Origin of the sequence: uncultured Citricoccus sp. (assembly GCF_937871995.1) — a bacterium.
Taxonomy (GTDB): domain Bacteria; phylum Actinomycetota; class Actinomycetes; order Actinomycetales; family Micrococcaceae; genus Citricoccus.
Map to the genome: position 1 here is coordinate 1 of NZ_CALMQR010000088.1, position 23,023 is coordinate 23,023.

Below are 23,023 nucleotides of genomic sequence, written 5' to 3' on the forward strand. Positions count from 1 at the left end.
CCGTCCCGGTGCGGGCCGTCAGGACTGGCGGCGGGGCTCCGCCTCAGGCGGGGCCGGTCCGTGAGTCGATCGACGCGTGGGCCGGGGACGCCCTGCGCCACCCAGGGGTCCACGAGCCCGCGGAACGCCTCGGGTTGCTCCACCCAGGGATAGTGGCCGCAGTCCCCGATCATCTCCAGCCGGGCACCCAGGACGCGGGCGCCGGCACGGACCGGGGCATCGCCGACGAGGATGTCCTCCGTGCCGCCGATGACGAGCGTGGGAGGCAGGTCAGCCTGCCGGACGCGGTCCGCGGCGTCCTCCGGGATGTCCCGGGACCAGGCACCGGAGGCCGCGAGCGAGGTCGACCCGAGGGGTGAATGCTCCTGCTCCCGCAGGGTCCACCGCGCGTAGCCGGCGGGGCGCTGGACCGGTGAGTCCGCCTGGAACCGCGCCTCGTCCCGCGGGGCGGGTCCGGCCAGCGAGGCCATCGCCCGGCCGATCACCGGTTCCGTGCGCCGGGCCGCGATCGCGGCGCCGTCGTGCTCGGTGTCGGTGAGCCAGGTCAGCGACGGGGTGACGAGCAGGAGGGAACGCACGCGGCCCGGGTACCGGGTGGCCGCGGCCAGCGCGAGCTGCGCCCCCGCGGAGTGGGCGATCAGGTCGGCCCGGTCCAGGCCCAGGGCGTCGAGCGCGGACACCACGTCGGCCGCGTCCGTCCACCAGCCCCGGGACAGGCTTCCGGTGGCCGGCGTCCCGCGCGGGTGCAGGACGGCCAGCGTCCGGGTCCCGGCCAGGCCGGCCAGGTCCTCGAGGTACTCCGGCGAGCGGCACGGCCCGCCCGGCAGGACGAGGACCGGTGGGCCGGAACCGGCGCCCAGGACCTGGACGGCGAGGGGAGTGCCGTCGTCGGCGACGGCGGAGATCAGGGAACCGGTCTGCGTGGACTCCACGGCCGGCGTCCCTACAGGTACAGGCCGGCCAGCCGGGTCAGCGAGGACCGGATGCCGTTCGCGTTGTCCGCCGGCCGCCGGCTCAGTTCGTAGGCCCTGGCCACGAGCGGCCTCGTCCAGGAGTAGTCGAAGGTCTCGGTGACCAGGGTGGTGCCGTCGCCCCGGTCCTCGAACTGCCAGCGCCAGCGGTGACCGCCCGGGTGCTGCCACTCCACCACGCGGTCCTGGTCCGACGCGGTGGTCACCAGCCTCATCGTGTAGGGCAGGCCGAACTTGCGCATCGCCATCGTGAACTCGTCACCCACCGCCAGCCGGGTCGGCCCGGTCCTGGTGTACTGCACCGACTCCGAGCCGTCCACCTCGTGGTGCCGGTGGGGATTGGCCAGCAGGGCCCACAGCTCGGTGGCGGGGGCGTTCACGGTGATCCGGTAGCTGACCTGACGGGGACCGGTGCCCACCCGTTCCGGCCAGGCGGCCTGGGGCGCGGACACCGGAAGGCCGGTCTCCGGGTTGGTCCGTCCTGATGCACTCTCGGGCTGATCGCTCATGGCCCCAGTCTAGGGACGGCCGAGCTGTCGTCACCCGCGGTGTTCGCACGCCGCCCTCACCCGCCGACGGCGCGCGCACGCCGCCGGTGACGGGACCACCCCGGCTAGGGTGGGGCCGTCACCTCCACCGCCGCACCGTCCCCGAGGCACCGCCATGTCATCCAAGAAGCCCACGTCCCCCGGACAGCCCGCCGCACCGAACCATCCGGAGGTCCGGCAGAACCTGGCGCTGGGGCCCTCCGGGGCCCGCCCGGGGGACCGGATGTCGGTGTGGGCCACGCTGCGGCGGCCGGGATGGCTGAAGACCGAGGTGCTCGCCGGGCTGGTGGTCGCGCTCGCCCTCATCCCGGAGGCCATCGCGTTCTCGCTCATCGCCGGCGTCGACCCGACGGTAGGGCTGTACGCCACCGCCGTCATGGCCATCTCCATCGCCTTCCTCGGCGGGCGCCCGGCGATGATCTCCGCCGCCACGGCGGCCACGGCCCTCGTGATCGCCCCGGTGGTGGCCAGCCACGGTGTCCAGTACCTGCTGGCCACGGCCGTCCTGGCCGGGGTCATCCAGGTCCTGCTGGGCCTGCTCGGCGTCGCGCGGCTGATGCGGTTCATCCCGCGCAGCGTGATGACCGGTTTCGTGAACGCCCTGGCCATCCTCGTCTTCATCTCCCAGCTGCCGGACCTGATCGGGGTGCCGTGGGTCGTCTACGTGCTGGTGGCGATCGGGCTGGCCCTCATCTTCGTCCTGCCCCGGCTCACCACCGCCGTCCCGGCCCCGCTGGTCTCGATCGTCGTCGTGACCGTGCTGGTGATCGCCACGCAGCTGGCGGTGCCGACCGTTGGGGACAAGGGCGAACTCCCGGACGCCCTGCCCTCCCTGGTCATCCCGGACGTCCCCCTCACCCTGGAGACGCTCGAGGTGATCGCCCCCTACGCGCTGGCCATGGCCGTCGTGGGGCTGCTCGAGTCGCTCATGACCGCCAAGCTGGTGGACGACATCACGGACACCCGCTCGGACAAGACCCGCGAGGCCCTGGGGCAGGGCGGGGCCAACGTCCTCGCCGGGCTCTTCGGGGGCATGGGCGGCTGCGCGGTGATCGGGCAGACGATGATGAACGTCAAGGTCGCCGGGGCGCGGACGCGGTTGTCCACCCTCACGGCCGGCGTGATGGTCCTGGTGCTGTCGGTGCTGCTGGAGGAGGCCGTGGCGGTGGTGCCCATGGCCGCGCTCGTGGCCGTGATGGTCTTCGTGGCCTGGTCGGCCTTCGACTGGCACTCGATCCGGCCCTCCACCCTGCGGGCCATGCCGAAGTCCGAGACCACGGTCATGCTCGTCACCGTGGTCTCGACCGTGGCCACGGGGAACCTGGCCGTCGGGGTGGGCCTGGGGGTACTGGCGGCCATGGTGCTCTTCGCCCGCCGGGTGGCCCACGTGGTCACCGTGCACCGGGCGGTCCAGGACGGTCCCGACGGCGGCGCGACCGCCACCTACACGGTCGACGGGGCCTTGTTCTGGGCCTCCTCGAACGACCTCTACACCCAGTTCGAGTATCTCGAGGACCCGGAGCGGGTCGTGATCGACCTGTCCCGCTCCCACATCTGGGACGCCTCCACCGTGGCCAGCCTGGACGCGATCACGGACAAGTACGCGCGGTACGGCAAGGCCGTGGAGGTCAACGGGCTGAACCGGGCGAGCGCGGCCATGCGCGAACGCCTGCGCGGTCGGCTGGCCGCCGGGGACTGACCCGCCGGCCAGATTCCTTCCCTCCGGGTCTTGGTCCGCACCGGTGGCCGGCGGCATGCTGGTGGTGACCGGGTGGCCCGGGCCACCCGGTCGGGACCGGCGTGCCGTCAGGCACCCGAGCGACGACGGAGGCCGGTGGACCGATGGACGCGGTGCGGGAGGTGCTCGGAGCTGCGGACTCCGCCTGGGTCTATCCGCTCGGGATGATGCTGGTCGCCGTCTCGGCGCTGTTCCCGCCCGTCCCGAGCACCTCCGTCTTCGTCGCGCTCGGGGCGCTGTCGGCCACGGAGAACGTGCCCAACGGCTTCCTGCTGGTGGTGTCCATGCTGGCCGGCGCCCTGATCGGGGACGCGGCGACCTACGGGCTGGTGCGGCAACGGGACGTGGCGAACTGGCGCATGCTCCGCGGGGACCGGGCACGGAAGGCGCTGGACGCCTCCCGGAACCGCCTCGACCACGGCGCGGTCTCCTGGGTGCTGACCTCGCGCTTCATCCCCCTGGGCCGGCTGACCATGAACGTGGCCTGCGCCATCACCCCCATCCCCTGGGGTGCCTTCATGCTCTACTCGCTGGGGGCGGGCATCCTCTGGTCCGCCTACTCCGTGGGCATCGGCGCGCTGTCCGGACTGCTGCCCGGGCTCTCCACGGAATTCACCGTCCTCGTGGCGATCGTGCTCTCGCTGCTCCTGGGCCGCGCGATCGGCGCCGCGGCGGCCTGGTACCTCCAGCCGGAGGCCTGACCGCCCGGCAGGACCCACCGGTCCGGGCCCCGGCCCGGCCCGAGGGTTGCACTCCGCGCAAAATCGTATACGATCTGTGGTGAGCGACGCAGATCACACGACGCAGACCACCCCCTGACCGCGGAGGCGCAACACACCATGGCAGACAACGCAGAGGGCACGGCGGTGCCGACCACCGGCCCCGTGGACTTCACCACCCGTGGGCACCGCCCGGGCAAGGTCATCGCACTGCACCTGAACTACCCCTCGCGCATCGCCCAGCGCGGGCGCTCGCCGCAGTTCCCCGGTTACTTCCTCAAGGCCGGCACCTCCATCGCCACCACGGGTGCCGAGATCGAACGCCCCGCCGGCACCGAGCTGCTGGCCTACGAGGGCGAGATCGCCCTGGTCATCGGCGAGGACTGCCGCCGGGTCTCCCCGGAGGAGGGCTGGTCCAAGGTCTCCGGGATCACCGCCGCGAACGACTGGGGACTGTACGACCTGCGCCACGCGGACAAGGGCTCCAACATCAAGAACAAGTCCGGAGACGGCTACACCCCGTTGGGCCCGGAGGTCATCCCCGCCGCCGCCGTCGATCCGGCCGGGCTGCGCGTGCGCACGTGGGTCAACGGCGAGCTGGTGCAGGACGACACCACCGCCGACCTGGTCTTCCCCTTCGGCCAGCTGGTGGCGGACCTGTCCCAGCTGATGACCCTGGAGGCCGGGGACGTCATCCTGACCGGCACCCCGGCCGGTTCCTCGGTCGCCCAGCCGGGTGACGTCGTCGAGGTGGAGGTGGACGCCCCCGGTGCGCCCGGTGCGCCCTCCACCGGACGGCTCGTCTCCCGCGTGGTGGCCGGGGAACACCCGATGGCGCCCTACGGACACGGACCGAAGGTCGACGACACCCAGCGGGAGGAGGCCTGGGGCTCCCGCGAGGCCGCCGGCCTGCCACCGGTCCCGGCGGCGGAGGGCGCCACCGGGGCCGGATCGGAGGGCTTCCACTACGTGCCCTCCGCGCCCACGGCGGACCGCTCACTGCTCACCGAGGAGCTGAAGGCCACGATCAACGCCACCGCGGTGGCCACCATCACCGCCCAGTTGCGCAAGCGCGGCATCGACAACGCCACGATCGACGGCGTGCGCCCCATGCACCCCGGGCAGCGCATCCTGGGCTACGCCAAGACCCTGCGCTACGTCCCCAACCGCGAGGACCTGTTCAAGGCCTTCGGCGGCGGCTTCAACGCCCAGAAGCGGGCCATGGACACCGTGGAGCAGGACGACGTCGTCGTCATGGAGGCCCGCGGGGAGACCGGCACCGGCACCCTCGGGGACGTGCTGGCCCTGCGCGCCAAGGTGCGCGGCGCCAACGCCGTGATCACCGACGGCGGCGTGCGGGACAGCGCGGCCGTCGCCGAGGTGGACATCCCGGTCTACTCCAGTGGCGTCCACCCGGCCGTGCTCGGCCGCCGGCACGTGCCCTGGGAGGTGGGCGGCACCATCGCCTGCGGCGGCACCACCGTGCAGTCCGGGGACATCATCGTCGGCGACGACGACGGCGTGGTGGTCATCCCGCCGGCACTTCTGCATGAGGTCGTCGAGGACGCCTACGCGCAGGAGCTGCAGGACGCCTGGGTGTTCGACCGCGTGGCCGAGGGCCACCCGGTGGACGGGCTGTTCCCGCCGAACGCCGAGTGGAAGCAGCGCTACGCCGAGTACCGGGCCGCGCAGGACGCGGAGCGGTCCCGGTGAGCACCCTCCGGGGCGCCGCGCCGGCGGGGGCGCCGGACACCGTGCCCCCCGCGGAGAGCCACTCCAAGGCGGACCGGGCCTACCAGGCGCTGATCGAGGGCATCCAGCAGGGCCGCTTCGCCCCGGGCAGCCGGCTCGTGCTGGCCCAACTGGCCGAGGAGCTCGGGATGTCCGTGGTGCCGGTGCGGGAGGCGATCCGCCGTCTCCAGCACGACGACCTCGTCTCCTACGAGCGCAACGTGGGCGCGACCGTCGTCGGCGTCGACCCCGAGGAGTACAGGTACACCATGGAGACGCTGGCGCTGGTGGAGGGCTTCTCCACGGCCCAGTGCGCCCCGCTGGTCACCGCCGGGGAACTGGAGCGGGCCCGGGACATCAACGCCCGGATGCGCGCCCTGCTGGACGACTTCGACCCGGTCGAGTTCACCGCCCTGAACAAGGAGTTCCACTCCACCCTGTTCGAGCACCACCAGAACCCGCACATCCTCGACCTCGTGCACCGCGGCTGGAACCGCCTGACCGCGTTGCGCTCCTCGACCTTCGCCCACGTGCCCGGCAGGGCACCCCAGTCCGTGGCCGAGCACGACCAGCTGCTCGACCTCATCGCCGCCGGTGCCCCGTTCCAGGACATCGAGACGGCCGCCCGGCAACACCGCGCCAACACCCTGGCGGCGTACATGGACACCATGGCGTCCGCCGGCCAGCACTGAACCCACCCCAGCCGTCCACCTGTCCGACCGAGAGGACCCCACGATGACGACCCAGGCCATCCCGAACACCGACTTCGCCCCGGCGAACCTGCCGGAGAAGATCCAGCACTACATCAACGGCAAGCACGTCGACTCGATCGACGGCGACACCTTCGAGGTGCTCAACCCCGTCACCAACCAGCCCTACCTGAAGGCCGCCTCGGGCAAGGTCGCGGACGTGGACGCCGCCGTCGCCGCCGCCAAGGAGGCCTTCGAGAACGGCCCGTGGCCCACGATGCTGCCGCGCGAGCGCTCCCGCATCCTCCACAAGGTCGCGGACATCGTGGAGTCCCGCGGCCAGGACCTGGCCGAGATGGAGTGCTTCGACACCGGCCTGCCGATCAAGCAGGCCCTGGGCCAGGCCCGGCGCGCGGCCGAGAACTTCCGGTTCTTCGCGGACCTGATCGTCGCCCAGCACGACGACGCCTTCAAGGTCCCGGGCCGCCAGGCCAACTACGTCAACCGCAAGCCGATCGGCGTGGCCGGGCTCATCACCCCGTGGAACACCCCGTTCATGCTCGAGTCCTGGAAGCTGGGCCCGGCCCTGGCCACCGGCAACACCGTGGTGCTCAAGCCCGCCGAGTTCACCCCGCTGTCCGCCTCCCTGTGGCCGGGCATCTTCGAGGAGGCCGGGGTCCCGGCCGGCGTGTTCAACATCGTCCACGGCTACGGCGAGGAGGGCTTCGCCGGTGACTCCCTGGTCAAGCACCCGGACGTGCCGCTGATCTCCTTCACCGGCGAGTCCCGCACCGGGCAGATCATCTTCGGCAACGCCGCCCCCCACCTCAAGGCGCTCTCCATGGAGCTCGGCGGCAAGTCCCCGGCCGTCGTCTTCGCGGACGCGGACCTGGACGCCGCCATCGACGCGACCATCTTCGGCGTCTTCTCCCTCAACGGTGAGCGCTGCACCGCCGGCTCCCGCATCCTGGTCGAGCGGAGCATCTACGACGAGTTCGTCGAGCGCTACTCCGCCCAGGCCCGGCGCGTGAAGGTCGGCCTGCCGCACGACGAGTACACCGAGGTGGGCGCCCTGGTGCACCCGGAGCACTTCGAGAAGGTCATGTCCTACGTGGAGATCGGCAAGTCCGAGGCCCGGCTGACGGCCGGTGGCGGGCGTCCGGAGGCGTTCCCCGAAGGCAACTTCATCCAGCCCACGGTGTTCGCGGACGTGGCCCCGGACGCCCGGATCTTCCAGGAGGAGATCTTCGGCCCGGTCGTGGCCATCACCCCGTTCGACACGGACGAGGAGGCCCTGGCCCTGGCCAACAACACCAGGTACGGGCTGGCCGCCTACATCTGGACCAACGACCTCAAGCGCGCCCACAACTTCGCCCAGGACGTGGAGGCCGGGATGGTGTGGCTGAACTCCAACAACGTGCGTGACCTGCGCACCCCCTTCGGCGGCGTCAAGGCCTCCGGTCTGGGCCATGAGGGCGGTTACCGGTCCATCGACTTCTACACGGACCAGCAGGCCGTGCACATCAACCTCGGTGAGGTCCACAACCCCGTCTTCGGCCGCCAGGAAGAGGCCGCCGAGGACCTCCAGGCCTGACCGCCCCCACCCCCCTCCCGCATTCCTTCCAGCATTCCCTTCCACAGCAAGGACCAGTCATGACCCACCTCGACGACCGGACGATGACGTCCTCGGGCTTCTACGTCTCCCAGGAGGCCCCCATCCACTCCGACAACCCGATCCCCACCCCGAAGGCCCCGGCGCCGGACATCCTGCGCTGCGCCTACATGGAGCTGGTGGTCACCGACCTGGCCAGGTCCCGTGAGTTCTACGTGGACGTGCTCGGGTTGACCGTGACCGAGGAGGACGAGGAGACCATCTACCTGCGCTCCCTCGAGGAGTTCATCCACCACAACCTGGTGCTGCGCAAGGGCCCGGTGGCCGCCGTCGCCGCCTTCTCCTACCGGGTGCGCAGCCCCGAGGAGCTGGACAAGGCCGTGGCCTTCTACGAGGAGCTCGGCTGCCGCGTGGAGCGCCGCCCGGAGGGCTTCACCAAGGGCATCGGCGACTCGGTGCGCGTGGAGGACCCGCTGGGCTTCCCGTACGAGTTCTTCTACGACGTCGAGCACGTCGAGCGCCTGGCCTGGCGCTACGACCTCTACACCCCGGGGGCGCTGGTGCGCCTGGACCACTTCAACCAGGTCACCCCGGACGTGCCGCGCGCCACGAAGTTCATGCAGGACCTGGGCTTCCGCGTCACCGAGGACATCCAGGACGAGGCCGGCACCGTGTACGCGGCCTGGATGCGGCGCAAGCCCACCGTCCATGACACCGCCATGACCGGCGGCGACGGCCCGCGCATGCACCACGTGGCGTTCTCAACCCATGAGAAGCACAACATCCTGGCGATCTGCGACAAGATGGGCGCCCTGCGCATCTCCGACCGGATCGAGCGCGGCCCCGGCCGCCACGGCGTCTCCAACGCCTTCTACCTCTACATCCTGGACCCGGACGGCCACCGGATCGAGATCTACACCCAGGACTACTACACCGGCGACCCGGACAACCCGGTCGTCACCTGGGACGTGCACGACAACCAGCGCCGCGACTTCTGGGGCAACCCGGTCGTGCCGTCCTGGTACACCAACGCCTCCCTCGTGCTCGACCTGGACGGGAACCCGAAGGAGGTCGTGGCCCGCACCGACGACTCCGAGATGGACGTGACCATCGGCGCGGACGGGTTCTCCTACACCCGCGAGGGTGACGAGTCCGGCACCTGGAAGGGCGAGGCCGCCAAGGGCTTCAAGCTCGGCAACCAGCTCTGACCCGTCGTCTCCCGACGCCGGCCGGCACCTCACGCGGTGGGGGACCGGCCGGCGTCGTGGCCTGGGCCCGTTACCTCCTTCGGGAGGTAACGGGCGGTCCTTTCGGCTCATAGTGTGGCGCGCATCACATTGATCGTCCGCACTGAGGAGAGGCCATGACCCTGATGAGCCATGACCGGCAGCAGCCGTTGACCGAGGCCGCCGCGCCGGCCAAGAAGCCGCCGATGGGCCGTGTAGCCGTCGCCACCACGGTGGGCACCACCATCGAGTACTACGACTTCTTCATCTACGGCACCGCGGCGGCGCTGGTGTTCCCCACCCTCTTCTTCGGCACCCTGGGCGAGGCCGGCGGCCTGGTGGCCTCCTTCGCCACCTTCGCGGTCGCCTTCTTCGCGCGGCCCGTGGGCGCGGTCATCTTCGGGCACTTCGGGGACCGGATCGGCCGCAAGAAGGCCCTCGTGGCCACCCTGCTGATCATGGGCGTGGCCACCGTGCTGATCGGCCTGCTGCCGACGCCGGCGAGCCTCGGGGCCTTCGCGGTCGTCGCCCCCATCCTGCTGGTGACCCTGCGCTTCCTGCAGGGGTTCGCCGTGGGCGGCGAGTGGGCCGGTGCCGCGCTGATGGCCGCCGAGTACGCCCCGCCGAAGCTGCGCGGCTACTTCGCCTCCCTGCCGATGCTCGGCCCGGCGATCGCGTTCGGCCTGGCCAGTGGCACCTTCCTCGTCACCAACATCACCCTCGGGGACTCCTCCGGGGCGTTCATGGAGATCGGCTGGCGCGTGCCGTTCGTCCTCAGCGCCGCCCTGGTGATCGTCGGCCTGTGGATCCGCCTGAGCATCGAGGAGACCCCGGTGTTCCTGGCGGCCAAGGCCAAGGCCGTTGCGGAGGCCAGGGCCCGGGCGGAGGACGTGCGGACCGGCGGCCCGGACGCGGCGCCCGCGTCCCCCCGCACCCTGCCGATCTGGGAGTCCGTGCGCCGGCAGTGGAAGGAGATGCTGTTGGGCGGGCTGGCCTTCAGCTCCCTGTTCGCCTTCTTCTACATCGGGACCTCGTTCCTCACCAGCTACGGCACGACCGTGCTGCAGCTGGAGCGCAACGAGGTGCTGACCACCGGCGTCATCACCTCCGTGTTCTTCGCGATCGCCACCGTGGGCTCGGGAATCCTCTCCGACCGCATCGGACGCCGGGGCACCCTGCTGCTGGCGGGCGTGGCCGGCCTGGTCTGGTCCTTCGTGATGTTCCCGGTGCTGAACACGGGGATGACCGAGGAGGGGGGCAGCTTCCTGTTCTTCACCCTCGGCGTGATCGGAACGCTCGTCGTGGCCGGGCTGAGCTTCGGCGCCGCCGGGTCCTTCCTGCCCGAGCTGTTCCAGACCGAGTACCGCTACACCGGTGCCGGGCTGGCCTACAGCCTGGCGGGGATCTTCGGCGGGGCCCTGCCGCCGCTGGCCGCGGCCACCCTGATGGCGACCTTCGGGGGTGGGGCCGTGGGCCTGATGCTCTCCGGCATCGCGGTGATCAGCGTGGTGGTCCTGGCCATGCTGCGCGAGACCAAGGGGTCCGACCTCGGCGCCCAGGAGGCGACCGCGGAGCCGGTGAACGCCGCCTGATCCGCGTCAGCCCCAGGAAGCCACGGCCCGGCAGCACGGGCCGTGGCTTCCTTGTTTTGCTAAAGTGTTGTGGATCACACACGAGGGGAGAGCCGCCTGTGTTGAGCCCGTCCGTCGAACTGCTGCGCCCTGATGACCGGGAGCTCATCCGGGCGTGGCTGCGCAGGATGCGCCAGGAGACGCTCACGGACGTGTGCTTCGGCGGGATCGTGCACGACGGCCGCCTGGAGATCTCCGAGCTGCGGGGCGCCAGGACCAGGGTCCTGGCCGGGCAGCAGGTGCCCGTGGGCCAGGGGCTGGGTGGCGAGGCGATGGCCCGGGACCGGCCGCTGACCGTCGAGGACTACGTCACCGCCCCGTCCATCACGCACCAGTTCGACGAGGTGGTCAGCGCCGAGGGGCTCTCGTCCATGGCGGCCATCCCCGTGGTGGTGGGCCAGCGGCCGCGCGCCGTGCTGTACGCCGCCACGCGGCAGGCGGGCACCGTGGGGGACCGGGTGATCCACGGCATGGTGTCCACCGGCCGCGCGATCGCCCAGGAACTGCGCGTGCGGGACGAGGTCGACCGCAGGGTGTCCATGATCGGGCTGGCGGACAGCGCCGGGGCCGGTGACGCCCGGGACCTCGAGGAGGCCGTGCGCACCGCGCACTCCGAGCTCATCGCGATCGCCCACTCCAGCCACGATCCCACCCTGGTCGCCGCCGTGCGCGCGGTGGCGGAGCGCCTCGAGCGCCGGGGGACGGTGCCCGCCGAGGTGCCCGCGCTGACCCGCCGGGAGATGGACGTGATGTCCCAGGTGGCCCTCGGCTGCAGCTACGCCGAGATCGGGGAGCGGCTCTCCCTCAGCCCGGTGACCGTCAAGAGCTACATGCGCTCGGTGATGATGAAGCTGCACTGCAACAACCGGGTGGAGGCGGTCGCCACCGCGCGCCGGTTGCGCATCCTGCCCTGAGCCTGCCGGCGCCACCCCGGCCTCGTCCCGGCCTGGTCCCGGAAGGGGCCGCGACCTGTGACGCAGATCGCGCCGTTATCGTATACGATCGAGGCACAACGCCCACCCCGTGGCGGCACGCCACGGGCCCCCCTGGGAGGAGCCAGCTTGCTCGACCATGAGACCCATGTGAAGATCGCCGACGAACTGCACCGGGCCGGCATCGACCGCCAGCCCGTCCCGCTGCTCACCGCGCGCTACCCCGAGATGCAGATCGAGGACTCGTACGCCGTCCAGCGCATCTGGGCCGAGCGGCAGGCCGAGGCCGGCCGCACCAAGGTGGGCCACAAGATCGGCCTGACCTCCAAGGCCATGCAGGAGGCCACCGGCATCGACGAGCCGGACTACGGGGTCATCTTCGATGACCAGGTGGTCGAGTCCGGCCACGTGTACGAGTGGGCGAGGTACACCCACCCGCGCATCGAGATGGAGCTGGCCTTCGTGCTCAAGGACGAGCTGCGCGGCCCCGGGCTGAACCTGATGGACGTGCTGCGCGCCACCGAGTACGTGGTGCCCGCCCTGGAGGTGCTGGACTCCCGCATCGAGATGAAGGGCCGCACCATCACGGACACCATCTCGGACAACGCCGCCCTGGGTTCCATGGTGCTCGGCGGGCGCCCGGTCGGCGTGGGGGACGTGGACCTGCGCTGGGTCGCCGGCATCCTGTCCCGCAACGAGGAGATCATCGAGACCGGCGTGGCCGCCGGGGTGCTGAACCACCCGGCCAACGGGGTGCACTGGCTGGCCAACCGGATCGCCGGGCACGGGGACGTGCTCGAGGCCGGGGAGATCATCCTGGCCGGGTCCTTCACCCGGCCCATGTGGGTCTACGCCGGGGACACCGTGTACGCAGACTACGGACCGCTGGGAACGGTGACATGCCGATTCGCGTGACCACTGAACCGAGCCTGAGGGACCTGTTCACCGCCGAGGCTGTCCGGGACCGCGGCGGGCGCCCCGTGGCCGGGATGTTCCTGTCCTCGGGGGATGCCACCGCCGCCGAGATCTGCGCGGGCGCCGGGCTGGACTACCTCCTCATCGACGCCGAGCACGCCCCGCTGTCCCTGGAGTCCATCCAGTCCCAGCTGCGGGTGATCGCCGGCACGGGCACGCTCGCGCTGGTGCGGGTCCCCGCCCTGGACGAGGTGGTCATCAAGCAGGTCCTGGACCTGGGCGCCCAGAACGTGCTGGTGCCCATGGTCCACACGGTCCAGGACGCGCAGGCGGCCGTGCGGGCCATGCACTACCCGCCGCGCGGGGTGCGCGGGGTCGGTTCGGCCCTGGCCCGGTCCGGCCGGTGGAACCGGACCACCGGATACCTCCAGGACGCCGGGGCGCAGGTGACCCTCCTCGTCCAGGTCGAGTCGGCCACCGCCGTGGAGAACGCGGCGGAGATCGCCGCCGTGGACGGCGTCGACGGGGTCTTCATCGGCCCCTCCGACCTGTCCGCCACCATGGGACTGATCGGGCAGCAGGCGCATCCCGACGTCGTGGCGGCCGTCAAGACGGTCATCGCGGAGGTGAAGGCCGCGGGGAAGATCGTGGGCGTCAACGCCTTCGTCGAGGCCCACGCCCGGGACTACGTGGAGGCCGGGGCCGACTTCGTGAACGTCGGCGCCGACGTCGCGCTCCTGGCCCGCGGCTCCGAGGCCCTCGCGGACACGTGGTGCCCGGACCCGGGCCAGGAGTCCGGTCCGGGCGGCGCTGCGGCCGGGCCGAGGGCCTCGACGCCGCGCGGATCCTACTGACAGGCCCTCATCGGCTCGCCCGGCCCGACCGGTACCCCGGGCGGGCCGGTGGCCGTGCGCCGGGCCCGGTGGGCCGTCCGGCGGGCCCGGTGGGCCGTCCGGCTGGGCTCCCCTCACCCGTGCCGGGCACCGCGGTCGTCCCCGGCGAGGACCGCGGTGGCCGCAGGATTCAGTGGCCGGTGGCCAGGCGCTGTCCGAGCCGGCCGGCGACCCGCTCCGCGCTGAGCGCGAGCTTCCTGCCCAGGGCCTCGACGTCCAGCTGGCGGGTCGCGTACACCACCGCGACGGCGGCCGGCAGGTGCCCGTCCACGCGCAGGGGGACGGCGACGGAGGAGACGCCGTCCAGGACCTCGTCGTTGCTGACGGCATAACCGCGCTGCCGGGCCTGCTCCACCTCCACGCGCGGGGGCAGGCCCCCGGTCAGTCCGGCGAGCTCCTCGGGCCCCATGCCCGCCTGCACGGCCAGACCCGGGGCTCCTCGGTCGAGGGGGTGGCGGGTGCCGGGGCGCTGGGTGACGGCGTGACCGTGGGAGGGCTCCACCGTCACCAGGGTGATGCACTCGCCCTGTCCCCAGACCGCCACGAAGGCGCTCATCTGCAGTTCGTTGGCCAGCGTGGTCAGCTCCGGCAGCGCGGCGGACTGCAGGTCCTGCTGCACCCCGCGCGCCAGGACGGCGAGCCCCGGTGCGCCGATCAGCCGTCCGGAGGCATCCCGCGTGATCAGCCCGTGGTCCTCCAGCGTGCGCAGGATCCGGTAGGCGATCGAGCGGTGGACACCGAGCTGGGCGGAGACCTCGGCGATCGTGGGCGGTTCCGGGGCGGAGACCACCAGTTCCAGCATGCGCAGCCCACGGGACAGGGTCTGGGAGTGCGGGGCGCCGCCGGACGCGTCCTCGCCCTTCCTCGGACGCGTCGCGGACGGGGTGTCGGGGGATCCGTGGGCAGGTGCGGTCACCGGGGGCCCTTTCATGGTGAGTCCTGAGGAGCAGGTCACGCCGCCTTGTGAGGGGCGTCACCTACCGTATATGATCTCGCATAGTTGTTCGCTATGAGAACTGTATGTTCGATTATAGAACACCCCTTCTCTCCCCGCCTTCACGACCGCAGGAGTCACCATGCTGTTCCACCACCACGGATACGTCTCCACCGATCCGCGCGTGCAACCCGCCGCCGGCGTGGGCATCGAACGCTCACCCGAACTGCCCGAGACCATGGACGTCCTCGTGGTCGGTTCCGGCCCGGCCGGCATGACCGCCACGGCCCAGCTCGCCAGCTTCCCCGAGGTCATGACCTGCCTCATCGACCGCCGCCCCAACCGCCTCGAGATCGGCCAGGCGGACGGCATCCAGGCCCGCAGCGTCGAGACCTTCCAGGCCTTCGGCTTCGCCGACGAGATCGTCGCGGAGGCCTACCACCTCACCGAGATGAACTTCTGGAAGCCGGACCCGGCCAACCCGGAGAACATCATCCGGACGGCCCGCGAGCTCGACGACCCGGCCGGCGTCAGCGAGTTCCCCCACCTGATCGTCAACCAGGCCCGCGTGCTGGACTACTTCGCGCGCTTCGCCAGGCACGCCCCCTCCCGCACCGAGCCGTACTTCGGCTGGGAGTTCGTGAAGCTGGAGGTCGGCGAGGGTGAGTACCCCGTGACGGCGACCCTGAAGCGCACCGGCGAGACCGCCGAGGCCGGGGTGGCCCCGGGCGAGGAGCGCGTGGTGCGCGCCAAGTACGTCCTCGGCGCCGACGGGGCCCACTCCAAGGTCCGCCGGGACATCGGTGCCCAGCACGTCGGGGCGGTGTCCTACCACGCCTGGGGCGTCATGGACGTGCTGGCCGAGACGGACTTCCCGGACATCCGCACCAAGTGCGCCATCCAGTCCAAGCACGGCTCGATCCTGCACATCCCGCGCGAGGGCGGTTTCCTGTTCCGCATGTACGTGGACCTGGGCGAGGTGGACCAGAGCGACGCCGGCGCGGTGCGCAAGACCCCGCTGGACGAGATCATCCGCCGCGCCAACGAGATCGTCACGCCGTACACCGTGGACGTGAAGGACGTGGCCTGGTGGAGCGTCTACGAGGTCGGGCACCGGGTGACCGACCGTTTCGACGACGTGCCGACCGAGGAGGCCGGCACGCGCACCCCGCGGGTCTTCATCGCCGGGGACGCCTGCCACACCCACTCGGCCAAGGCCGGCCAGGGGATGAACGTCTCCATCCAGGACGCCTTCAACCTGGGCTGGAAGCTCGGCCAGGTCGTCTCCGGGATCGCGCCGGAGAAGCTGCTGACCACCTACACGGCGGAGCGGCAGCAGATCGCCCAGAACCTCATCGACTTCGACCGCGAGTGGTCCTCGATGATGGCGGCCAAGCCGGAGGAACTGGAGAACCCCAACGCCCTGGAGGAGTTCTACCAGAAGACCTTCGAGTTCCCGGCCGGGTTCATGACGGAGTACCCGCAGGGCCTAATCACCGGTGCCGCCACCCACCAGGACCTGGCCACCGGCTACACGCTGGGCAAGCGCTTCAAGGCCCATCCGGTCAAGCGCGTGTGCGACACCAACCCCACGTTCCTGGGGCACCAGCACGTGGCGGACGGCCGGTGGCGGATCTACGCCTTCGCCGACGCCGCCGTGTCCTCGGCCCAGGACTCGGCGCTGCGCTCCTTCGCCGAGTGGCTGGAGTCCGCCGAGTCCCCGGTGCACCGGTTCACCCCGGCGGGCAAGGACCTCGACGCGCTGTTCGACGTCTACGCCGTCTACCAGCAGCCGCACCAGGAGGTGGACCTGATGCAGGCCCCGGGGATCTTCCGCCCCAAGGTGGGCACGTTCCAGGTCTCCAACCTCAACAAGGTGTTCGGCGTGGACCCGGAGGACGACATCTTCGAGGCCCGCGGCCTGAGCCGTGACGGCGTCGTCGTGGTCGTCCGCCCGGACCAGTACGTCGCCCAGGTGCTCCCGCTGTCCGCCACGGAGGAGCTGGCGGCGTTCTTCGAGGGCATCTACGGCGTCTGACCGTCCCCCCGGTGCCGTGCGGGCGGTGACGACCGGTCGTCATCACCCGCACGGCACCGGTCGTCCTCACCCGCGCGGTGCGGCAGGCCCCTACCGGGCGAAGCGGGTGAGGCGCAGCGAGTTCGCCACCACCAGCACGGAGCTGGCGGCCATCGCCGCCCCGGCGAGCATCGGGTTGAGCAGCCCGAACGCCGCCACCGGGATGCCCAGGGTGTTGTAGGCGAACGCCCAGAACAGGTTCGACTTGATGATGCCCAGGGTCCTGCGGCTGAGCTGGACCGACTGCACCACCTGGTGCAGGGACGAGCCCATCACGGTGATGTCCGCCGCCTCCCGGGCCACGTCGGTGCCGGAGCCCATGGCGATCCCCAGGTCGGCCTGCGCCAGGGCGGGGGCGTCGTTGACGCCGTCGCCGACCATGGCGACCACCCGGCCGGCCTCCTGCAGCTGCCGCACCTGGGCGACCTTGTCCTCGGGGCGCACCCCGGCGAACACGTCCCGGGCCGGGATCCCGACGGCGGCCGCCACCCGGGCGGCGACCTGCGCGTTGTCCCCGGTCAGCAGGATCGGCCGCAGCCCCAGCTCCGTGAGCTCCGCGATGGCCTGCGCCGAGGACTCCTTGAGGGTGTCCTGCAGCGAGACGATCCCGGCGACGCGACCGTCGACGACCACCCAGATCGCGGTGGCACCGGCCCCCTCCGCCGCGTCGAGGGCCGCGGTCTCCGCCTCGGTGAGCGTGCCGGACTCCAGCAGGGTGCCGATGTACCCGGACCGGCCCGCCGCGACGGTGCGCGGCTGCGTACGGCCGGGCTGCGCGGTGTCATCCCCGGTGGCACCGGTGACGGTGCCCGGGACGGCCGGTGAGCCGACGTCGTGCACGAGTCCGCGCACCCCGCCGCCGGCGGAGGAGGCGAAACCGGTCACCTCGGGGATGCCGCCGGCCTCGCGGGCGGCGTCCACGATGGCCCGGGCGATCGGGTGCTCGGAGTGGGACTCCACCGCGCCGGCCAGCCGCAGCACGGTGTCCGCGTCGAAGCCGTTCAGGGGGGTGACGCCGGTGACGGCGAGGGTGCCCTCGGTGACCGTGCCGGTCTTGTCCAGCACGATCGTGTCCACGGTGCGGGTGTCCTCGAGGGCCTCGGGGCCGCGGATGAGGATGCCCAGTTGCGAGGCGCGTCCCGTGCCGGCCAGCAACCCCACCGGGGTGGCCAGGCCGAGGGCGCAGGGGCAGGCGATCACCAGCACGGCGACGGCGGCGCGGAAGGCGGAGTGCGGGTCACCGGACAGGGCCAGCCACGCCAGGAACGTCACCACGGCGATGACGAGCACGATCGGGACGAACACCGCGGAGATGCGGTCGGCCAGCCGGGCGATCGGGGCCTTGCCGGTCTGGGCCTCGGACACCAGGCGCCCCATCTGGGCCAGGGTGGTGTCGCTGCCCACGCGGGTGGCGCGCACCAGCAACCGGCCGGAGGTGTTGACGGTGGCACCCGTGACGGTGTCCTGCGGGCCGACCTCCTCGGGGACGGACTCACCGGTGATCAGGGAGGTGTCCACGGCGGAGTGGCCGCTGACCACGAAGCCGTCCGTGGCGACCTTCTCGCCCGGGCGCACCACGAACTCGTCGCCGGGCACCAGTGCGGCCGCGGGGATGGTGGTCTCCACGCCGTCCCGCAGCACGGTGGCGGTCTTGGCGCCCAGGTCCAGCAGGGACCTCAGGGCCTCGCCCGCCCGGCGCTTGGCCCGGGCCTCGAGCCAGCGGCCCAGCAGCAGGAAGGTGGTCACCACGCCGGCGGTCTCGAAGTAGAGCTGGTGGTCCGCCATGGAGGTCATGCCCGCCATGCCGGCGTGTTCGGTCCCCGCCAGCGCTGTCATGCCCGGGTCCAGGAGTAGCTCGACCGTGGAGAAGGCCCAGGCGGCGAGCACGCCGATCGAGACCAGGGTGTCCATGGTGGAGGAACCGTGGCGGGCGGCCTTGAACGCGGCGGCGTGGAACGGCCAGGCGGACCAGAAGGTCACGGGGGTGGCCAGGGCGAGGGCGACCCAGCCCCAGTGCGGGAACTGCAGGGCGGGGACCATGGAGATCAGGAACAGCGGCACCGTGAGGGCGGCCGCCCCGATCAGCCGGGGCCGGATCACCTCGCCGGAGGGCCCGTGGTCCATGTGGTCCCCGTGTTCGCCGTGATCCGGGTGCTCACCCTGCTCGGGCCCCTCGGCCCCGGGCCGGATGTCGTGGCGCCGGACGTCCCCGTCCGCGTGCTCCGCCGGACGGGCGTCCCGGACGGCGGCGGGATGGCGGACGGTGGCCGAGTACCCGGCGCGGTCCACGGCGGCGACGAGCTCCGCGTCGGTGACGGAGGCCGGTGCGGTGACGGCGGCCGTCTCCAGGGGGAGGTTGACCGAGGCTCTCACGCCCTCCAGCTTGCCCAGCTTCCGTTCGACGCGCTGGACGCAGGAGGCACAGGACATCCCGCTGATGTCCAGGTCCACCCTGCGGATGCCGGTGTCCTGGTCCGGGGCGGTCGTGGCGTGGTCAGCGCTCATCTCAGGCTGACTCCAGCCCCGGGGTGGCCACGGCGTACCCGGCCTCCTCGACGGCGGCCTGCAGGTCCTCGGGTGCCGGCGGCCGCCCTTCGCTGGTCACGGTCGCCACCGAGGTGCCCCCGGACACCAGGTCCACCTCGACGCCCGTCACCCCGGGCAGCACGGAGAGTTCCTCGGTAACGCTGCGGACGCAGTGGCCGCAGGTCATGCCGGTGATCTTGATGTCGGTGGTGGTCATGGGAGTCCTCCTGGACGTCGGAATGATGTCGGTGGTGGTCAGCGGACGAGCCGGGCGATCGCCGCGGTGGCCTCGGCGATCTTCTCCTGCACGAGGGTGTCGTCCCCGGCGTCCCGGGACTGGCGCGCCGCCTCGGCGACGCAGTGCCCGAGATGGTCCTCCAGCAGGCCCAGGCTCACGGCGTGCAGTGCCTTGGTCGCGGCGGCCACCTGGGTCAGCACGTCGATGCAGTACTGGTCCTCGTCCACCATGCGGCTGATGCCGCGGACCTGTCCCTCGACCCGGCGCAGGCGCTTCAGGTACTCGTCCTTGCGCGGGCTGTATCCGTGGCCCGGGGCGCCGTCGGCCGCGTCGGCCGGCCGGGCCTCCCGGCCCGCCGTGGGGGCGACGGGGCCGGCAGTGAGGTGCGCTTCGCTGCTCATGCCCCGACCATATACCCCCTAGGGGTATTATCGCAAGTACCCCCAGGGGGTATATGTCCACGGGTGCGGCGGGGCTCCACTCCCTCCGGGGCCTCCGGGGCGCTCACGAGTGGACGTGTCCCTCCCCGTCCCGGTGTCCGGGCGGTTCCAGCTGGAAGGTGCTGTGCTCCACGGGCAGGGGGAAGTGCTCCGTGACGCAGTCCTGCAGCTCCTGCAGGATCTGGGTGGCATGGCCGTCGTCGAAGCAACCGCGCTCGACCACCACGTGGGCGGTCAGGACGGGCGTGCCCGTGTCGATCCGGGACACGTGCAGGTCGTGGACCTCCAGGACGTGGGGCATGCTGAGCAGGTGACGCCGGATGTCCGTCAGGTCCAGCTCGGCGGGTACCGACTCCAGCAGCACGCTGCCGGCCTCGCGCATGATCACCACCGCCCGGGGGATGATGAGCAGGCTGATGAGCATGCCGGCCACGGCGTCGGCGCGCATCCAGCCGGTGGTCGCCACCACCACCGCGCTGACGATGACCGCCACCGAGCCCAGGGCGTCGTTGACCACCTCCAGGAACGCCGCCCGCAGGTTCAGGGAGTGCTTCCTGCCGCCGGCGAGGACCACCAGGGAGGCGACGTTCCCCAGCAGTCCCACCGCGCCGAAGACCAGCAGGCCCTGCGCGTGGACCTCGGGCGGGTCCGCCAGTCGGAACGCGCCGTTGACCAGGGCGAACGCCCCCACCAGGAGCAGGATGGTGGCCTGGGCTCCGGCGGCCAGCACCTCCAGCCGGAGCAGGCCCCAGGTGCGGCGGCGTGAGGGCGGCCGGAGCACCAGCTGCGCCGCGACCAGCGCCACGAGCAGGCCGCCGGCGTCCGTGAGCATGTGCCCGGCGTCGACCAGCAGGGCCAGGCTGTCGGTCAGCACCGCGCCGACCACCTCGACGACGAGGATCGCGGAGGTGATGCCGAAGGCGATCGCGAGTCGCCCGCGAGCCGCGGTGGCGCCGTGCCGGTGGCCGGGAGCGCCTCGGTCAACCGTCATGCGGCGATCATAGGCCCAGGCCCCCAGGCCCCCAGGCCCCCAGGCCCCCAGGCCCCCGGGGCCCGGCCTCAGGACCCCGCGTCGTGGCCCAGCTCGGCGATCAGCTCCCGCACCCGCGCGTCGATGTCATCCCGTAACCGCCGCACGTCCTCGATGTCGCTGCCCTCCAGCGTGGGGATGTCCCAGTCGCGGTACTCGACGCCGTCGACCCTCTCGACGCGATCGGCGCAGGCGAGGGTGACGACCAGCTGGGCGGCCCGGTGGATGTCGTCGGCCAGGGGCTTGGGGTAGGCGTGCTCGAGGTGGACACCGGCCTCCGCCATGACCTGGACGGCCGCGTCGTGGACCGACCCGGCCGGTGCCAGCCCGGCGGAGCGGGCGGCGATCCTGCCCTCGGTGTGCTTGAGGACCAGGGAGGCCGCCATCTGGGACCGGCCGGCGTTCTCGTCGTCCACGAACAGCACGCGCGGGTTCCTCGCCTCGATGGCACCCCGGGCGATGGACAGGGCGCGCAGCCTGCTGTCCGCGAAATTGCCGGCCGAGGCGGTCAGGTAGGTCCTCACGGCGGCGGTGCGCTCCAGCTCCTCGTAGGACTCCTGGACCACCCGCTCCACCGTCTCCCGGTCCACCACATGGGCGTACCGCTCGTAGAGGTGGGCGGCGGTTCGCGCCAGGACGTTGCGGTCGAGCGCGCGAGAGGCGTGGCTGTCGTCGTGGGCGGTGTCCTGGGGCGTGGCGTTCCGGTCCATCATCACTCCAACGGTGGCGGCCCCGTGCAGGGCCGGTGACGGCCACGGACGGGGCCCGGGACCGGACGGCCCTGTCCGGGGCCGCCGGGCACCATGCTGGCCAGCGGGAGGGTGCCGGTCAAGACCCTGTCCGGGCCCGCCCGGTGGTCGACGCCGGGTGGAGGCGCGAGCGGTCGCTGGGCCGTCGGCAGGGGTGTCAGCACTCAGGCCGTCGTGGACGCTGACGGCGCCGGCCCGGACGCTGCCCACCGGGACTCCGGCCCCAGCTCCCGGACCAGGTCCAGGACGCGGGACTCGATCTCCGCGCGGGCCCGGCGCACGTCCTCCAGGGGGCGGCCGACGAGGTTGGGGATGCCCCAGTCGCGATAGTCCTTCCCCTCCAGCCGGTCGACCCGGTCCGCGCAGTCGAAGGTGATGACCACCTGGGCCGCCTCGAGGACGTCGGCCGTCAACGGCTTCGGGAAGGCGTAGTGCAACGCGATGCCGACCTCGTCCATCGCGGTCAGGGCGTCCTCGTAGATCGAGCCGGCAGGCTCCAGTCCCGCCGATCGGGCGGTGATCCGGCCGTCCGAGTGCTTGAGCGTCAGGGACGCGGCCATCTGCGAGCGGCCGGCGTTGGCGTCGTCGATGAAGAGCACGCGCGGCAACGGCGACTCGATGGCTCCGCGGGCCACGGCCAGCGCGCGGATCCGGCTCTCCGCGAACCGTCCGGCGGTGGTGGCGAGGAAGGACTTGACGGTCGCCCGACGGTCGAACTCCGCATAGGTCTCCGCCACCAGGCGGTCCACCGTGGCCCGGTCCACGGCCGGGGCGTACCGCTCGTACAGGTGTGCCGCCAGGCGGGCCAGCACCTGCTGGTCGCGCTCGCGGTAGTCCTGACCGGCCCGTCCGGCCAGGACCTGGGTGTCTGGATCCTGGTGCATGGTCATCACTCCCGTGCTGACGCCCCGCGCCTGAGCGCCCGGGGCCTCGGATGGTCAGGCGGCGGCACGCTCCCGGGACCGCGTGATGCCCGCGGGGCTGCCCCCGTCGAGCACGCGCGGCGCAGGGGTGGCGTCGGCGCGTCCGTCCCGGGCTGTCCTGGCCAGCTCCCGCAGGCGGTTCTCGGCGAGATGGACTGCGGTGGCGGGGAGGAACGTCTTCACCCGGGCAGACGCCTCCAGCTCCCGGTAGGTCCTCTGGACGGTCCGGCGGATGAGGCCGGGCTCCAGGTCACTTCCGTACGTGACGGTCAGGCGCTGTACCGCCCGGTCCAGCACGCGGGAGTGGACGATGTCGTTGGCGCCGGTGGGAAGTCCGCCGCCCATCCCGTTGCGCGCGGCAACGGTGGTGGTGAGATGACGGCCGCTCGGCCGGTCATCGGTCATGACGTGGGTGGTCATGGCATCTCCTTGCTTCTCTCGGCGACGTCCTCGTCGCCCTCCGTCACCCCGATCAAAGTGAACACCAGGTGAACAGAACAT

The 23,023-nt window shown here is 72.0% G+C and carries 21 protein-coding genes; 11 read left to right on the forward strand and 10 right to left on the reverse strand.

What is annotated here, in order from left to right; genetic code table 11:
- Nucleotides 1–932: alpha/beta fold hydrolase (locus Q0283_RS10570; protein ID WP_298044541.1), on the reverse strand; the 932-nt coding region annotated here is incomplete at its 3' end.
- A gap of 11 nt (nt 933–943) precedes the next feature.
- Nucleotides 944–1,480 carry an SRPBCC family protein gene (locus Q0283_RS10575; RefSeq protein WP_183529626.1) on the reverse strand — a complete coding sequence of 179 codons (537 nt, stop codon included), beginning with the start codon at nt 1,478–1,480 and terminating at the stop codon, nt 944–946.
- A gap of 154 nt (nt 1,481–1,634) precedes the next feature.
- On the opposite strand from Q0283_RS10575, the gene Q0283_RS10580 reads away from it, so the two are divergent.
- The 10 genes from Q0283_RS10580 to Q0283_RS10625 all read left to right on the forward strand — a co-directional run bounded on the left by Q0283_RS10580 (nt 1,635) and on the right by Q0283_RS10625 (nt 13,566).
- On the forward strand, nt 1,635–3,218 hold the full coding sequence (locus Q0283_RS10580; protein ID WP_183529624.1) for a SulP family inorganic anion transporter: 1,584 nt from the start codon (nt 1,635–1,637) through the stop codon (nt 3,216–3,218).
- A gap of 143 nt (nt 3,219–3,361) precedes the next feature.
- On the forward strand, nt 3,362–3,958 hold the full coding sequence (locus tag Q0283_RS10585; protein WP_183529623.1) for a DedA family protein: 597 nt from the start codon (nt 3,362–3,364) through the stop codon (nt 3,956–3,958).
- Between the two features lie 138 nt (nt 3,959–4,096).
- Nucleotides 4,097–5,689 (forward strand): fumarylacetoacetate hydrolase family protein, encoded by a 1,593-nt coding sequence (locus Q0283_RS10590; RefSeq protein ID WP_183529622.1) that lies wholly within the window; start codon nt 4,097–4,099, stop codon nt 5,687–5,689.
- Nucleotides 5,686–6,399, forward strand: coding sequence for a GntR family transcriptional regulator (locus Q0283_RS10595; protein WP_298044544.1), 714 nt, complete (start codon nt 5,686–5,688; stop codon nt 6,397–6,399). The genes Q0283_RS10590 and Q0283_RS10595 overlap by 4 nt, the downstream gene beginning before the upstream one ends.
- A gap of 43 nt (nt 6,400–6,442) precedes the next feature.
- On the forward strand, nt 6,443–7,990 hold the full coding sequence (gene hpaE, locus Q0283_RS10600) for a 5-carboxymethyl-2-hydroxymuconate semialdehyde dehydrogenase (RefSeq protein ID WP_183529621.1): 1,548 nt from the start codon (nt 6,443–6,445) through the stop codon (nt 7,988–7,990).
- A 59-nt stretch (nt 7,991–8,049) separates the two neighbouring features.
- Nucleotides 8,050–9,216 (forward strand): 3,4-dihydroxyphenylacetate 2,3-dioxygenase, encoded by a 1,167-nt coding sequence (gene hpaD / locus Q0283_RS10605; RefSeq protein WP_183529620.1) that lies wholly within the window; start codon nt 8,050–8,052, stop codon nt 9,214–9,216.
- Nucleotides 9,217–9,371: 155 nt separating this feature from the next.
- Complete coding sequence (locus tag Q0283_RS10610; protein WP_298044545.1) at nt 9,372–10,826, forward strand: MFS transporter; 1,455 nt, start codon at nt 9,372–9,374, stop codon at nt 10,824–10,826.
- A gap of 101 nt (nt 10,827–10,927) precedes the next feature.
- Entirely contained in the window at nt 10,928–11,779 is an 852-nt protein-coding gene (locus Q0283_RS10615) for a LuxR C-terminal-related transcriptional regulator (RefSeq protein ID WP_183529619.1), read from the forward strand.
- 147 nt (nt 11,780–11,926) lie between these two features.
- Nucleotides 11,927–12,712 carry a 2-keto-4-pentenoate hydratase gene (locus Q0283_RS10620; protein ID WP_183529618.1) on the forward strand — a complete coding sequence of 262 codons (786 nt, stop codon included), beginning with the start codon at nt 11,927–11,929 and terminating at the stop codon, nt 12,710–12,712.
- Nucleotides 12,697–13,566, forward strand: coding sequence for an HpcH/HpaI aldolase/citrate lyase family protein (locus tag Q0283_RS10625; protein WP_183529617.1), 870 nt, complete (start codon nt 12,697–12,699; stop codon nt 13,564–13,566). Before Q0283_RS10620 ends, Q0283_RS10625 begins: the two co-directional genes overlap by 16 nt.
- Before the next feature lie 169 nt (nt 13,567–13,735).
- Here the strand turns inward: Q0283_RS10625 and Q0283_RS10630 are convergent, their stop codons facing one another.
- Nucleotides 13,736–14,521, reverse strand: coding sequence for an IclR family transcriptional regulator (locus Q0283_RS10630; RefSeq protein ID WP_298044548.1), 786 nt, complete (start codon nt 14,519–14,521; stop codon nt 13,736–13,738).
- Nucleotides 14,522–14,681: 160 nt separating this feature from the next.
- Between Q0283_RS10630 and Q0283_RS10635 the strand changes: the two genes are divergently transcribed.
- A complete protein-coding gene (locus Q0283_RS10635; RefSeq protein ID WP_298044551.1) occupies nt 14,682–16,577 on the forward strand; it encodes an FAD-dependent monooxygenase in 1,896 nt (631 codons plus the stop codon).
- A 90-nt stretch (nt 16,578–16,667) separates the two neighbouring features.
- Here the strand turns inward: Q0283_RS10635 and Q0283_RS10640 are convergent, their stop codons facing one another.
- The 7 genes from Q0283_RS10640 to Q0283_RS10670 all read right to left on the reverse strand — a co-directional run bounded on the left by Q0283_RS10640 (nt 16,668) and on the right by Q0283_RS10670 (nt 22,942).
- Nucleotides 16,668–19,121 (reverse strand): cation-translocating P-type ATPase, encoded by a 2,454-nt coding sequence (locus Q0283_RS10640; protein ID WP_298044554.1) that lies wholly within the window; start codon nt 19,119–19,121, stop codon nt 16,668–16,670.
- A gap of 1 nt (nt 19,122) precedes the next feature.
- Nucleotides 19,123–19,359 (reverse strand): heavy-metal-associated domain-containing protein, encoded by a 237-nt coding sequence (locus tag Q0283_RS10645; protein ID WP_183529609.1) that lies wholly within the window; start codon nt 19,357–19,359, stop codon nt 19,123–19,125.
- A 38-nt stretch (nt 19,360–19,397) separates the two neighbouring features.
- The gene (locus Q0283_RS10650; protein ID WP_298044557.1) at nt 19,398–19,781 is read right to left on the reverse strand and encodes a metal-sensitive transcriptional regulator; all 384 of its coding nucleotides are present in this window, start codon (nt 19,779–19,781) and stop codon (nt 19,398–19,400) included.
- A gap of 103 nt (nt 19,782–19,884) precedes the next feature.
- Nucleotides 19,885–20,811 (reverse strand): cation diffusion facilitator family transporter, encoded by a 927-nt coding sequence (locus tag Q0283_RS10655; RefSeq protein ID WP_298044558.1) that lies wholly within the window; start codon nt 20,809–20,811, stop codon nt 19,885–19,887.
- Between the two features lie 68 nt (nt 20,812–20,879).
- Nucleotides 20,880–21,563, reverse strand: a complete 684-nt coding sequence (locus Q0283_RS10660) for a three-helix bundle dimerization domain-containing protein (protein WP_298044561.1) — start codon at nt 21,561–21,563, stop codon at nt 20,880–20,882.
- Nucleotides 21,564–21,763: 200 nt separating this feature from the next.
- Nucleotides 21,764–22,489: a low molecular weight phosphatase family protein gene (locus Q0283_RS10665; RefSeq protein WP_298044562.1), complete on the reverse strand. Its 726-nt coding sequence runs from the start codon at nt 22,487–22,489 to the stop codon at nt 21,764–21,766.
- 48 nt (nt 22,490–22,537) lie between these two features.
- A complete protein-coding gene (locus Q0283_RS10670; RefSeq protein WP_298044564.1) occupies nt 22,538–22,942 on the reverse strand; it encodes a three-helix bundle dimerization domain-containing protein in 405 nt (134 codons plus the stop codon).
- Between the last annotated feature and the right edge of the window lie 81 nt (nt 22,943–23,023).